Genomic DNA, 13,070 nt, shown 5'->3' with positions numbered 1-13,070 from the left:
GGTCCATGACGGTGATCACGGCCGAGGGACTCCGGAAGTCCTACGGGCAGCACGAGGCGGTGCGCGGCATCGACCTGGAGGTCAGGGCGGGCGAGATCTTCGCCTTCCTGGGCCCGAACGGCGCCGGCAAGACGACGACGGTCGAGATTCTCGAGGGCTACCGAAACCCGACGGCCGGCAACGTCCAGGTGCTCGGCGCCGATCCCGCCCACGCGGACGGCGGGTGGCGCGCTCGCGTCGGCGTGATGCTGCAGACCTGGCAGGTCGAACCGATGCTGACCGTGCGCGAGTCACTCGCCCAGTTCGCGGGCTATTACCCACAGCCCCTCCCGGTCGAGGAGGTGATCCGGCTCGTCGGTCTCGAGGCGCAGCGCGACACTCGCGCCGGCCGGCTGTCCGGCGGTCAGCAGCGCAGGCTCGACATGGGCATCGCGTTGGTCGGCAACCCCGAACTGCTGTTCCTCGACGAGCCCACGACGGGTTTCGATCCGGCAGCCCGGCGAGGGGCTTGGCAGATCATCGCGGCGCTGCGAGACGCGGGCAAGACCGTGCTGCTGACCACTCACTACCTCGACGAGGCGCAGGCGCTCGCGGACCGCGTCGCGATCCTCGTGGACGGCCGGATCAGGACCGAAGGACCGCCCGATTCCCTGGTCGCCGGCCACGCCACGCGGATCACCTTCAGGCATCCGCACGGCGTCGAACTCCCGGCCCTGCCCGAGCCCGTCGAGGTCTCCGACGGCCGGGTCGAGCTTCGCTCGCACGAGCCGCTACCGCTGGTCCACACGCTCACCACCTGGGCCGTGCAGAACGGTGTGGACCTCGCCGACTTCGAGGTACGGCGGCCCAGCCTCGAGGATGTCTACCTCGACCTCACCACGGCACCCCAGGTGCAACCGTGAGTACGGCGAATCTCGTGCGGCACCAGGCCCGCTACGACTGGAAGACGTTCTGGCGCAGCCCGAGCACCGTCTTCTTCGCCTTCGTGCTGCCGATCATGTTCCTGATCATCTTCGTCACCGTGTTCGGCAACCAGCGGATGGAGCTCGCCGACGGGCAACTGGTCCGGGGCGCGACCTACTACCTGCCGGGGATCGTGACCCTCGGGGTGATCCAGACGACCTTCACCAACCTCACCGTGTCGCTCACCGCCTCGCGCGAACGCGGCCTGCTGAAGCGGCTCCGCACCACCCCGCTCCCGACCTGGACCTTCATGGCCGGCCGCATCATCACGGCGGCGATCGCCGCGATCCTGCTCACCGTCGTCCTCGTGGCGATCGGGCGGGTCGTGTACGGCGTCGCCGTGCCGACCACCACGATCGCGGCCGGGCTGGTCACGCTCGTCGTCGGCACCTTCACCTTCTCCGCCCTGGCCTTCGCCGTGTCCACAGCGATCCCGTCCCAGGACGCGGCCGTGCCGATCACGAACGCGATCACCCTCCCGCTCTACTTCATCTCCGGGATCTTCATCCCCCAGGAGCTCATCCCGTCCGGCGTCCGCGAGGTCGCCCGGATCTTCCCGGTACAACGGCTCTACGACGCGTTCCTGACGGTCTTCGACCCGGCGACCACCGGCGCCGGATTCGAATTCGCCGACCTCGGCATCGTCGCCCTCTGGGGCGTCGCAGCCACGATCATCGGTACGACGACCTTCCGCTGGGCACCGCGGACAGGGTGATTCACCTGGCCTCGAGGATGGCCATCCGGGTGGGAGTGTCGACGACCCGGGTCAGGTGTAGGCCGGCGGCGTCGAACAGCGCGGCGTACTCGGCCTCGGTGCGTTCCCGCCCGCCAGGCAGCACGAGCATGTTCAGATCGGAGAACGCCGCAACAACCTCGTACCCTGGGCGGTCGAGGACCAGCTCGACCACCAGTACGACGCCGTCCGGGTTGCGCGCCGCGGCGCAGGTGCGGAGGATCTCGACGCAGCGGTCGTCCGGCCAGTCGTGCAGGATCGACTTCAGCAGGTACGCATCGGCAGCCGGCAGTGATGCGAAGAAACTGCCCGCCACCGCGGACCACCTGGACTCCAGAGCGCTCGACTTCGGTTCCTTGGCCACGACATGCGGAAGGTCGAAGACGGTACCGGTGAGGTTTTCGTGCCGAGTCAGCACGGCCTCCAGCAAGGCGCCCTGGCCTCCACCGACGTCGACCACGCTGTGCAGCCCGGAGAAGTCGTACGCCTCCGCGACCGCACCGGCGACGGACCAGCTGAGCGCGGCCATGTTGTCGTTGAAGATCGCGTTCTGCTTCGGGTCGCCCTGCCGATGCGTCCACACGTCCTCACCGTGCAGATCCCGGAACGCGTTCTCGCCGGTCCGGATGCTGTGACCGAGATGTCCCCAGGCTGCCCAGAGTGCGGGATCCTGAAGGGTCCGGGCCAACGGGCGCAGGCTGTCCGGCCGATCGGACCGCAGGCCTTCCCCCAAGGGCGTGTTCTCGACCAGGCCTTCCTTCTCGGCGTACACCCCGACCGCGACCAATGCCCTCAGCAACCGGCCCAGGCTGTCCTCGTCCACCTTCACCGCGGCCGCCAGGTCGCCGACCGTGCGCGGCCCGCCCGCCAACTCGTCGGACAGCCCGAGTTCGGCCGCAACACTGAGCGCCGCCGAGACGCGGAAGCCCGTCACCATCGCCTGCAGACCACCCGGGTTGCCCATGGCCCGATCATCCACGGGACCGGCCGCCGGGGACAGACCGCGGCCCGTGCTGGACTTTCGGCAGGTTCGGCAGTTCCCTGGAGGGGTGGATTCCGTCGACCGGTGGCTGCACCGCCGACACGAGGAGTTCCTCGACGGTGGGGGCCGGAACGTGCGGGGCCTGGTCGCGGCCTCGTGGGGGCGGTCGATCGCGGCCGGGCTGCAGTCCGACGCCGCGGCTCCGTTCGCCTTCGAGGCCGACGAACTCGCGGCGTACCGGGCCGAGCACCCTTTGTCCGCGGTCTTCCCGATGCTGTACGACGTCCTCGGTCGAGCCGCCGAGGACAGTGACTACGTGATGGCTGTCGGCGACAGTGACGGCCGGTTGCTGTGGGTGTGTGGACGGCCCGAAGCCATTCGCGCGGCGGACGGCATCCACTTCACCGAAGGCGCGTGGTGGGCCGAGCGACACGTCGGGACCAACGCACTCGGCACCTCCCTGGAGGTCTCCGGCGCGGTGCAGATCCGGTCCGCGGAGCACTTCACGCTCCTGGTGCAGCCGTGGTCGTGCGCCGCGGCCCCGATCTACGACCCGGAGACCCAGCGCGTGCTCGGCGTCGTCGACATCACCGGCACCGCCGACGCCAGCTCGCCGCAGTCGCTGGCGATGGTGCGGGCGGCTGCCCGGATGGCCGAGGCCGAGCTGGGCCGGTTGATGATCCTTCGCAAGGTCGCCGGCGACTCGACCCGCCGGATGCGGATCGCCGCTCTCGGCCGGCCGGACGCGGAGGTGCGGGTCGACGGTCGCGACCTCCGGCTGAGCCGCCGGCACAGCGACATCGTCGTACTCCTGGCCTCACACCCGGAGGGCCTGAGCGCCGAGGAGTTGTCGGACGCCCTGTACGGCGAGGACGACCACCGGTCCTCACTCCGCGGGGAGGTCACCCGCCTGCGCGCTCTGCTCGGCGCCGACATCGTCGAGTCGCGGCCGTACCGCCTGCACCCGGACATCGCCGCCGACTGGCTCGAGACCGCCGACGACCTCGACTCCCACCGGTTGTCGTCAGCCCTGCGTCGCTACGTCGGACCCTTGCTGCCGCAGTCCGACGCACCCGGCGTGGTCGCCTCCCGGAACCGGCTCGAGAACCGGATCCGGGCCGCTGTCCTGCAGACGTACGACGTGGACCTGGTCGCGGCATGGACCCGCTCGTACGCCGGTGTCAACGACCTGGCCGCGTGGGAACGCCAACTGTCGCTGATGTCTCCGACTTCACCGCTGTGGTCCGCGGCCCAGTCCGAAGTACGCCGGCTGCGCGCGGACTACGGACTGGACTCCGCCGGGACCGAAGGCTGACCGCTCAGAAGACCCGGATGGCGATCTCCGCCGGGGCCGCGAGCAGGCGGTCGATCTCGTCGTCGAGCTTGACCAGGGTGACCGAGGCGCCGGCCATGTCGAGGGATGTGCAGTACTCCCCGACATAGTTGCGCCGTACGTTGATCCCTCGGTCGGTGAGCACCTGGTGCGCGCGGCCGTAGAGCAGGTAGAGCTCGCTGATCGGCGTTCCGCCGAGCCCGTTGATCATCAGCGCGACGTCGTCACCGGACTCGTACGGCAGGTCGGACCGGACGGCCTCGAGCATCTGGTCGATGATCTCGTCGGCCGACGCGAGCTTCTCCCGGCTGCGGCCCGGCTCGCCGTGGATGCCGACGCCCATCTCCATCTCGTCAGGACCGAGCTCGAAGAGCGGTGAGCCCTTCGCCGGCGGCGTACAGGCAGTGAGCGCCATGCCCATCGTCCGGGTGACCGAGTTGACCTTCGCCCCGATCCGGAGGAGCTCGTCGAGGTCCGCACCCTGCTCGGACGCCGCCCCGACCGCCTTCATCACGAAGAAGTTGCCGGCCACGCCACGCCGCCCGACGGTGTAGGTCGAGTCCTTGACCGCGACGTCGTCGTCGATGATCAACGTACGGACGTTCAGCCCGTCGGCCTGACTCAGCTCCTGCGACATGTCGAACGCCATCCGGTCACCGGTGTAGTTGTTGACCAGCAGGAGCACGCCCATCTCGGACGCGAGCAGCTTGGTGGTCTCGTACACGTAGTCCATCGGCGGCGCCGCGAACACGTCACCAGGACACGCGGCGTCGAGCATGCCCTTGCCGACCGTCATCACGTGGGCCGGTTCGTGTCCGGACCCCGAGCCCTGCACGATCGAGACCTTGTCGTTGCGGGGTGCGTCGGTCCGCATGATCAGGTTGTACTCCGGCACGTACTTCAGCGTGTCCGGGTTGGCCAGCGCGATACCGCGCAGCATCTCGGGCACGTAGTTCTTCGGATCGTTGACGAACTTCTTCATCGGGACTCCCTTGTCTTCCAGACCTCTGCGATCTGCTCGATGATCACGGCGACGGCGGTGGCCCCGGCGTCGACCGATCCACGGCTCCGCTCGCCTGTGTAGGCGGCTCGGCCACGCTTCGCGACCAGCTCCGCGGTCGCGTCGGCGGCTGACCGGGTCACGACCGCGGCCCGGTCCACGATCTCGTCACTGCCGGCCCCGGCCGCGAGTGACTCCTCGATGGAATCCGTCATCGGGACCAGTGCGTCGAGCAGGGTCTTGTCCCCGAGCTCGGCACCGCCGCGCGCCATGATGCCGGTCGCGGCAGCGCGCAGCATCGCCACCACGTCCGCCCCGTCCAGGGAGGTGGTCGCGCCGGCCGTCATCCCCGCGCGCAGGAACGCGGTCCCCCAGATCGGTCCCGAGGTGCCACCGATCCGCGACGTCACCAGCATCCCGACCTTCTTCAGGAACGTGCCGATGTCGGTCCGGTCGAGTTCGCCGTACTGCGCCTGCACCTTCTCGAAGCCACGGGCCAGTGAGTAGCCGAAGTCGCCATCGCCGACCACCGAGTCCAGGTCGCCGAAGTACTTCTCGTTGTCCAGGCAGGTGGTGATGATCGTGGTCATGACGAGGTCGACCTCGCCCCAGCTGTCCGTCATGTCTGACCTCCTTGGGTGTCGTGCGGTGGCCGGCCGGCCAGGCGGGAGAGCTCGGAGAGGCCGAGTGCGTCGACCGGCCGGACTCCCCAGGGGTCCGCGAGTACCTCGAGCCGCTCGCCGTCCGGATCGCCCAGGCTGGTCAGGACCAGGGCCGCTTCGGTGAAGTCCTCGTCCCGGGTGTAGCCGCTGACGGTCACCACCGTCGCCAGTCCGGCGCCGAGGGCAGCGAGCAGGCCGTTGCGCGAGTCCTCGATGACGACCGTCCCGGCGGGATCCAGCGCGAGCTGGTCGACGGTCAGCTGGTAGACGGCCGGGTCGGGCTTCTTCCGCGGTACGACGTCGCCCGCGAAGACCGGGATCGTGGCCGCGACCTCGTCGCCGACCGCCCCGGCCAGGACGGCCCGGACCGACGGCTCCGCCGACGTCGACGCCACCGCCACCGTCCATCCCTCTCGCAGTGCGTCGGTGATGACCCGTCGTACGCCGGGACGCGGGGGGATGACGCCGGCGGCGACCAGGTCGGTGAAGATCTTCGTCTTGGCCTTGTGCCAGGTCGCCACGACCTCGGCACGATCCGCTGCCGTTGCCGGGGATCCGGCCGCCCGCCAGACCTCCGGATCGTCCAGCACGGTGGCCAGGCGTTCCTTGCCACCACCGATCCGGAGCAGGCGGCCGTAGTCCTCGACGGACCAGCGCACCGGCAGGCCGAACTGCTCGAAGGTCGCGTTGAACGCCGGCAGGTGCCCGTCCCGTTCGGTGTCACCCAGCACACCGTCGCAGTCGAAGATGAGTGCCGTCATGCGTGACCGCCGCTACCGAAGATCTCGATGTACTCGGCAGCCATGGCTTTGACGGCCGCGTGGATGTGGTTGAACAACGACGGCGGATCCCACTTGTCCGTGGCGCGCGCCTGCTCGAGATGCTCGAGCGACGACTTCATGTAGGCGACCTTGAGCGCGGTGGAGATGTTGACCTTCGCGCAGCCCCGGCCGATCAGGTCCTGGAACTGCTCACGGGTCAGTCCCGAACCGCCGTGCAGCGCCATCGGGATGCCGGTCGCGGTGACCAGGTCGGTGATGCGCTGGTTGTCGAGGTCAGGTGTGGAGTGGTAGATGCCGTGGGCGTTGCCGATCGCCGGTGCGAACACGTCGACCCCGGTCGTCTCGATGAACCGGGTGGCGACCTCCAGGGACTGACGCTGCGACTCCGCGTCGGACCCCACGCCGTCCTCGACCCCGGTGATGCCCTCGATCTCGCCCTCCACGTTCGCGCCGTACCCCTTGGCCTCGGCGACGACCTCGACCGTCTGGCGCTGGTTCTCCTCGACCGGGAGCGCCGAGGCGTCGAACAGGACCGAGTTCCAGCCCGCCTCGAGGCAGGAACTGATGACCGCGCGGTCGGGACAGTGGTCGAGATGGAGACTGACCGGCACCGGAACCGGTGCGACGGTCGCGTCGAACATCGCCTTGAGTACGTCGCGGCCGACCGACTTCACGGTCTTCACGGAGGTCTGGACGATCAGCGGTGACCGCAGCTCGACCGCGGCGTCGACGACCGCCCGCAGGCTGAGCTCGTCCACCACATTGATCGCCGGGACCGCATACCCCTTGGCCAGTGCCTCGTCGACCAGTTCCTTCAGCCGTGCGACAGGCATGATCTCCCCTCTCCGCGGCCCGAACACCGCTTGGAGTCAGCCTGCCTCGCCGAACGCTGCAAGAATGCTGCACCGTCGTTCGGGCGAGCTACGCTCGGTGAGGTGGCTGACGGCTCGACGCGGGTAGCGATCGCGGATGACGACGTACTGCTCCGCGAAGGGCTGGCGAGCCTGCTCGAGCGGTCGGGCTTCGAGGTCGTCGGCCAGGCCGGCAACGCCGCCGGGCTGCTCGCGCTGGTCCGGCGGGATCTCCCGGATCTCGTCGTCGTCGACATCCGGATGCCACCGGGCCACTCGATCGAGGGGCTGGAGGCGGCGCAGGCGATCCGGCGGGAGCGCCCGGAGACCGCCGTCCTGCTGCTGTCCGCCCATGTCGAGGTGGAGCACGCGATGCAGATCCTCGCCAGCGGGCACGGAGTCGGCTACCTGCTCAAGAGCCGGGTCACGGACGTGGACGAGTTCATCGAGACCCTGCGGCGGGTCGCCAGGGGCGGTTCGGTGGTCGACCCGGGTCTGGTGAAGGAACTGGTGGACGCCAGCCACCGGCACGACCCCCTGGCCGCGCTCACCGAGCGCGAGCGGGAAGTCCTGGCGCTGGTCGCCGAGGGTCGCTCGAACGCCGGGATCAGCCGGCAGCTCTGGGTCACCGAGGGCACCGTGGAGAAGCACGTCCGCAGCATCCTCACCAAGCTCGAGCTCCCGGAGGCGGAGGACGACCATCGGCGCGTCCTCGCGGTCCTCACCTACCTCGACGGCCGGTAGCAGTTCCTTGCTGTCGGCCCCTATCGCGCAAGTCACCAGCTAGCGGGAATGCGTTCGGCCGGTCACTTTGAGAGTCTGAGCACATGCTTCGCTGCCTGATCGTCGACGACAGCGACCGCTTCCTCGCGGTCGCGCGGACGCTATTGGAACCCGACGGCATCTCGGTGATCGCCACGGCGTCGACCGGAGCGCAGGCGCTGAGACTGGCGGCCGAGCTGCGGCCCGACGTGACGCTGGTCGATATCGACCTCGGCGGCGAGAGCGGGCTGAAGCTGGCCAAGCGCCTGGCGGACCAGGCCGACGGGGCGCCCGCTCCGATCATCCTGATCTCCATGCATTCCGAAGAGGACTACGCCGATCTGATCGCCGCCAGCCCGGCGATCGGGTTCCTGCCGAAGACCGCCTTGTCCGGTGCCGCCATCCGAGGGACCCTCGATGGTGTCGGTGAACCGTGAAAGACCTGGGCTGACCCTGCGCACGATGATCGCGAGCGGCCTGCTCGCGGTGATCATCGGCGCCACGTTCGCCGTCCTGTTCTCCTCCGTCGCGGAACTGCAGGAGATGGAGCATCGGGCCCAGGACTCCGAGGACGTCCTGGTGGCGGCGAACCGGCTGGAGCGGCTGGTCGTCGACCTGGAGACCGGCCAGCGCGGGTTCCTGCTGACCGGGTCGGATCAGTTCCTGCAGCCGTGGATCGCCGCCCGGGCGGCGTTCCCGCAGCAGGCGGCCGGCTTGGAGAGCCTCGTCGCCGGCAATGCCGAGCAGCATGCCCGGGCTGTGCGTCTCGCCGAGGCCGGGACCTCCTATCTGAAGGATTACTCCGAGCCGCTGATCGCCGCCGCCCAACAGAACCGGAGCTCTGTCGACGTGCTGGCGGCAACTCAGGAGGGCAAGCAGCGGACCGACGCGATGCGGGTCCAGTTCGATCAGCTCATCGCGGCCGAGGACCAACTCGCCACCGCTCGGCAGGAGACGGCCGACGCCGTGGCCCATCGCGCGATCGTCGCCGCTGCCGCGGGGCTGACCGGTTCGGTCGTGCTGGTAGGGCTGTTCACCTGGTACCTGAACTCGAGAATCCTTCGCCCCGTGCGCCGTACCGCCGCCATGGCCGGGCACCTCGCAGCAGGCGATCTGGGCGCTCGCGTGCCCGACGATGGCGTGGGCGAGATCGGCGTACTGCAGCGGAGCTTCAACAGCATGGCTACTGCGGTCGAGCAAGGACGGCGGGAGCTGGCTGGTTCGCGGGTCCGGCTTGTCGCGGCCGCGGACCGGGCCCGGCAGCGCATCGAACGCGATCTGCACGATGGCATCCAGCAGCGGCTGGTGTCGCTGGCACTGCAGCTTCGGGCGGGCGAGGCGGCGGCGCCACCGGAGGTTCGTCGCCAACTCCGCAACGCCGCCGACGAACTGACCATCGCGCTCGACGAGCTGCGTGAGCTGTCCCGAGGGATCCACCCCGCGATCCTGACCGAGGGCGGTCTCGGCCCGGCCCTCAAGTCGCTCGCCCGGCGTTGTCCGGTCCCGTCGGAGGTGACCATCGACGTACCGGGCCGACTGGCCGCGCCGGTCGAGGTCTGCGCCTACTACGTCGTGTCCGAAACGCTGGCCAACACGGCCAAGCACGCGGGCGCGTCGGCGGTGTGGATCGACGCCCGGGTCACCGACGATCGTCTGCGGCTGTCGGTTCGCGACGACGGCTGTGGCGGCGCGGCGCCCGATCGCGGGTCCGGCCTGACCGGGCTGGCGGATCGTGTCGAGGCACTGGCCGGCACGATCTCGGTGACCAGCCCGGTCGGCGTGGGAACCACCGTGCTGGTCGACCTTCCGATCGAGCCGCACGACGAGTTGTGAGGGCGATCGCTCACGTCGTCCGCCCCCGGCGTACCACCGCGTCGAAGCCGGCGGCGAGCAGGAGTACGGCGCCGGTGACGATCCACTCCCAGCCGGCGGAGTTGGCGCCCTGGATCAGGTCGCTCATGCCGTTGATGATGACGGCAACGACCAGGCCACCGAGCACTGCGTCGATGATGCGGCCGTGCCCGCCGAACAGCGAAGTGCCGCCGATGACCGCCGCACCGACGGCCAGCAACAAGGTGTTGCCCGCACCGGCGTTGGACTGGACCGACTGCAGCAGCGAGGCCGCGACGAAGCCGGAGATGGCGGCCATGCCCGAGCAGATCACGAACACCGAGATCCGGATCCGGGACACCACGATGCCCGCGCGCCGTGACGCCTCGTCGTTGCCGCCGACGGCGTACACGTGCCGGCCGTAGCGGGTGCGGCTGAGGACGAAATGCCAGACCGTGAACAGGATCACCAGCAACACCACGACCCACGGCATGCCCTGAGCCTTGTTGCTGAAGAACGCGTTGGTGGTCAGGTTGCGGTTGACGCCCATCTCGTAGGTGAACGCCGCCCCGAGCACCGCCAGTACGACGACCTTCGCCGCGATCACGGTGAACGGCGGCCGCGACAGCCCGGCCCGCCGGCGTCCGTTGGCCGCGCTGATCTTCATCGCGGCGTACCCGATGACGACCACTGCGAGCAGGACCCAGCCGAGCCACAGCGGCACGAAGCTGTTCTCCAGCTTGATCAGGGGTGAGTTGTCCGGCAGGATCACCGACCCCTGGCCTCCGATGAGGATCAAGGTGATGCCCTGGAACGCCAGGAACGTCGCCAGCGTGATGACGAACGACGGGATGCCGACCCGCGCACGCAGCCAGCCCATGCCGAACCCGATCCCGACGCCGACGAGCAGGCCGACGAGCAGCGCGAGCCACCACGAGACTCCGTGCCGCAGAATCAGCACCGCCGTGATGGCCGAGCACAGCCCGCCCGTCGTACCGGCGGACAGATCGATCTCGCCGAGCAGCAGGACGAAGACCAGCCCCATCGCCATCACGATGATCGGCGCCGCCTGGATCACCAGCGCCTCGAGGTTGTAGGCGCTCAGGAAGCCTTGGTGCACCAGCGAGAACACCACGGTGATGACGATCAGGCCGACCACCGCCGGGATGGAGCCCAGTTCGCCGCCGCGCACCCGCGCGAAGTAGTCGCGGATGTAGGCGCCCAGTGCGGCCAGACCCTCGCTCGGCTGGTCCGGTTCGGGCTGGTCCTGCCTGACCAGATCGTCGGTTGCGGCGCTCATACCGTCGCCTCCGACGACTCTTCGGGCGACAGTCCCATCGCACCGGAGCGGCCCGCGGTGATCAGCTCGACCACCTGCGTCTGGGTCACGTCCGCGCGCCGGACCTGGGCCGCCATCCGGCCCAGGAACAGTACGCCGATGGAGTCGGCGACCCGCATCACGTCGTTCATGTTGTGCGACACCAAGATCACCGCGACACCCTGCTCGGCCAGCCGGCGGACCAGGTCGAGCACCTGCTCGGTCTGGGCGACCCCGAGCGCAGCCGTCGGCTCGTCCAGGATGACCACCCTCGACTGCCACAGCACCGACTTGGCGATCGCCACGGTCTGGCGCTGGCCGCCGGACAGGCTGGCGACGCGCTGCCGGATCGAGCGGACCGTCCGGACCGACAGCGAGTCCAGCGCCTGCCGGGCCAGCTTCTCCATCGTGTTCTCGTCGAGCGTGCGGAACCTGCTGATCCGCTCGCGGCCGAGGAACATGTTGTCGACGATGTCGAGGTTGTCGCACAGCGCCAGGTCCTGGTACACGATCTCGACCCCGAGCGCCGCGGCGTCGCGGGGACCGCCGACCGTGCGGGGCGTGCCGTCGAAGATCAACTCCCCCGCGTCGACCTTGTAGATGCCGCCGATGCACTTGACCAGGGTCGTCTTGCCCGCCCCGTTGTCGCCGACCAGGGCGGTCACCTCACCGGCCGTGGCCGTGAAGTTCACCGACGACAACACATGCACCGGGCCGAAGGACTTGTCCACGCCCCGCAACTCCAACGTTGGCTGCGACGTCATGGCATCTTGATGCCGTTGGCCGTGCACAGCGCCACCAGCGCCGGGGTGGGGCAGACCGCTGCCGCGCCCACATAGCCGTCCGTCACTGGCAGGGCGACGTTCGCCTTGGTGATGACGGTCGGGTCGGCCAGGTACGACGGGACCTCGCGGCCACTCGTCGGGTCCTTGATCGTCGACGGTGCGGTCGGCTTCTGACCCGCCAGGATCTGGCCGGCGAGCTTGATCGCCACGTCCGCCTCACCGGCGACCGGCTTGTAGATCGTGAAGGCCTGTGTGCCGGCCATGACGTTGTCGAGTCCACCAGCGGTGGCGTCCTGCCCGGACACCGCCACCTTGCCCGCCAGGCCCTGGGCCTTGAGCACGTTGATGACCGATTGCGCCATGGTGTCGTTGGCAACCATCACCGCGTTGATCGTCGGGTGCTGGCCGAGCATCGTGGTGAACACGGTCTGCGCGGTCGCGGCATCCCAGTTGCCGGTCTGGTCGGCGAGCTTGTGCCAGCCAGGCTGCTTCGACAGTACGGAGTTGTAGCCCTGGGCAAACAACGCGGCGTTGTTGTCGGTCGGCGCGCCGTCGATCTCGACGTAGTTGACCGAAGACTTGCCCTTCACCTCGGGCGCCTGGGTCAGCGCGGCACCCTGGTCCTCACCGACCTTCACGTTGTCGTACGACACGTAGTACGACGCGGTGCCGCCCGCGGTCAGCCGGTCGTAGTCGATCGTGACGACGTTGTGCTGCTTGGCCAGCGCCTCGATCGCCTTGCCGGAACCCGAATCCAGGTTCACGACCAGCAAGACACCGACGCCCTGGTTGATCAGCGCCTGCGCCTGCGACTGCTGAGTCGTCGGGCTGCCGTTGGCGTTGTCGATGTAACAGGTGAGCTTGTTGTCGGCGCACTGCTTACGCAGTTCGGTCGGATCGGCCGACACCCAGCGCGGCGAGGTCGCCGTGTCGGGGAGCAGCACGCCCACCTTCGTGTTCGCGGGCGGGGCGCTGCTCGACGACGACGCGCTCTTGTTGTTGCCACAGGCGGTCAGTCCGGCCGCCGCAGCGACGACCCCCGTCATCGCCACGGCCGTTCGGAGTACGT

14 protein-coding genes are annotated in these 13,070 nt (G+C 69.2%); 6 read left to right on the top strand and 8 right to left on the bottom strand.

Going from position 1 to position 13,070, the window contains the following annotated elements; all coding sequences use genetic code 11:
* Nucleotides 1–5 precede the first annotated feature (5 nt).
* On the top strand, nt 6–902 hold the full coding sequence (locus tag OG876_RS31605) for an ABC transporter ATP-binding protein (protein ID WP_328520322.1): 897 nt from the start codon (nt 6–8) through the stop codon (nt 900–902).
* The gene (locus OG876_RS31600) at nt 899–1,678 is read left to right on the top strand and encodes an ABC transporter permease (protein WP_328520321.1); all 780 of its coding nucleotides are present in this window, start codon (nt 899–901) and stop codon (nt 1,676–1,678) included. Before OG876_RS31605 ends, OG876_RS31600 begins: the two co-directional genes overlap by 4 nt.
* A 1-nt stretch (nt 1,679) precedes the next feature.
* On the opposite strand, the gene OG876_RS31595 is transcribed toward OG876_RS31600, so the two are convergent.
* On the bottom strand, nt 1,680–2,660 hold the full coding sequence (locus tag OG876_RS31595; protein WP_328520320.1) for a methyltransferase: 981 nt from the start codon (nt 2,658–2,660) through the stop codon (nt 1,680–1,682).
* 85 nt (nt 2,661–2,745) lie between these two features.
* Between OG876_RS31595 and OG876_RS31590 the strand changes: the two genes are divergently transcribed.
* Nucleotides 2,746–3,993, top strand: a complete 1,248-nt coding sequence (locus OG876_RS31590) for a GAF domain-containing protein (protein WP_328520319.1) — start codon at nt 2,746–2,748, stop codon at nt 3,991–3,993.
* Nucleotides 3,994–3,997: 4 nt separating this feature from the next.
* Here the strand turns inward: OG876_RS31590 and dhaK are convergent, their stop codons facing one another.
* From dhaK to OG876_RS31570, 4 genes are read right to left on the bottom strand one after another with little or no spacing between them, the layout of a single operon-like run.
* Nucleotides 3,998–4,993, bottom strand: a complete 996-nt coding sequence (gene dhaK / locus OG876_RS31585) for a dihydroxyacetone kinase subunit DhaK (protein ID WP_328520318.1) — start codon at nt 4,991–4,993, stop codon at nt 3,998–4,000.
* The gene (gene dhaL / locus OG876_RS31580) at nt 4,990–5,634 is read right to left on the bottom strand and encodes a dihydroxyacetone kinase subunit DhaL (RefSeq protein WP_328520317.1); all 645 of its coding nucleotides are present in this window, start codon (nt 5,632–5,634) and stop codon (nt 4,990–4,992) included. The genes dhaK and dhaL overlap by 4 nt, the downstream gene beginning before the upstream one ends.
* A complete protein-coding gene (locus OG876_RS31575; RefSeq protein WP_328520316.1) occupies nt 5,631–6,434 on the bottom strand; it encodes an HAD-IA family hydrolase in 804 nt (267 codons plus the stop codon). Before OG876_RS31575 ends, dhaL begins: the two co-directional genes overlap by 4 nt.
* Nucleotides 6,431–7,288 carry a class II fructose-bisphosphate aldolase gene (locus tag OG876_RS31570; protein ID WP_328520315.1) on the bottom strand — a complete coding sequence of 286 codons (858 nt, stop codon included), beginning with the start codon at nt 7,286–7,288 and terminating at the stop codon, nt 6,431–6,433. Before OG876_RS31570 ends, OG876_RS31575 begins: the two co-directional genes overlap by 4 nt.
* 102 nt (nt 7,289–7,390) lie before the next feature.
* On the opposite strand from OG876_RS31570, the gene OG876_RS31565 reads away from it, so the two are divergent.
* The 3 genes from OG876_RS31565 (at nt 7,391) to OG876_RS31555 (ending at nt 9,901) form a co-directional block, all read left to right on the top strand.
* Nucleotides 7,391–8,050 (top strand): response regulator transcription factor, encoded by a 660-nt coding sequence (locus tag OG876_RS31565; RefSeq protein ID WP_328520314.1) that lies wholly within the window; start codon nt 7,391–7,393, stop codon nt 8,048–8,050.
* An 83-nt stretch (nt 8,051–8,133) separates the two neighbouring features.
* Nucleotides 8,134–8,505 carry a response regulator gene (locus tag OG876_RS31560; protein ID WP_328520313.1) on the top strand — a complete coding sequence of 124 codons (372 nt, stop codon included), beginning with the start codon at nt 8,134–8,136 and terminating at the stop codon, nt 8,503–8,505.
* Nucleotides 8,486–9,901 carry a sensor histidine kinase gene (locus tag OG876_RS31555; RefSeq protein WP_328520312.1) on the top strand — a complete coding sequence of 472 codons (1,416 nt, stop codon included), beginning with the start codon at nt 8,486–8,488 and terminating at the stop codon, nt 9,899–9,901. The genes OG876_RS31560 and OG876_RS31555 overlap by 20 nt, the downstream gene beginning before the upstream one ends.
* Nucleotides 9,902–9,911: 10 nt before the next feature.
* On the opposite strand, the gene OG876_RS31550 is transcribed toward OG876_RS31555, so the two are convergent.
* From OG876_RS31550 to OG876_RS31540, 3 genes are read right to left on the bottom strand one after another with little or no spacing between them, the layout of a single operon-like run.
* Nucleotides 9,912–11,198: a sugar ABC transporter permease gene (locus OG876_RS31550; RefSeq protein WP_328520311.1), complete on the bottom strand. Its 1,287-nt coding sequence runs from the start codon at nt 11,196–11,198 to the stop codon at nt 9,912–9,914.
* Nucleotides 11,195–11,980 carry an ATP-binding cassette domain-containing protein gene (locus tag OG876_RS31545; protein ID WP_328520310.1) on the bottom strand — a complete coding sequence of 262 codons (786 nt, stop codon included), beginning with the start codon at nt 11,978–11,980 and terminating at the stop codon, nt 11,195–11,197. The genes OG876_RS31550 and OG876_RS31545 overlap by 4 nt, the downstream gene beginning before the upstream one ends.
* Nucleotides 11,977–13,047, bottom strand: coding sequence for a sugar ABC transporter substrate-binding protein (locus tag OG876_RS31540; RefSeq protein WP_328520309.1), 1,071 nt, complete (start codon nt 13,045–13,047; stop codon nt 11,977–11,979). Before OG876_RS31540 ends, OG876_RS31545 begins: the two co-directional genes overlap by 4 nt.
* Nucleotides 13,048–13,070 lie beyond the last annotated feature (23 nt).

Source organism: Kribbella sp. NBC_00359 (assembly GCF_036097425.1).
GTDB lineage: Bacteria > Actinomycetota > Actinomycetes > Propionibacteriales > Kribbellaceae > Kribbella.
This window is presented reverse-complemented; position numbering and strand designations above follow the sequence as displayed.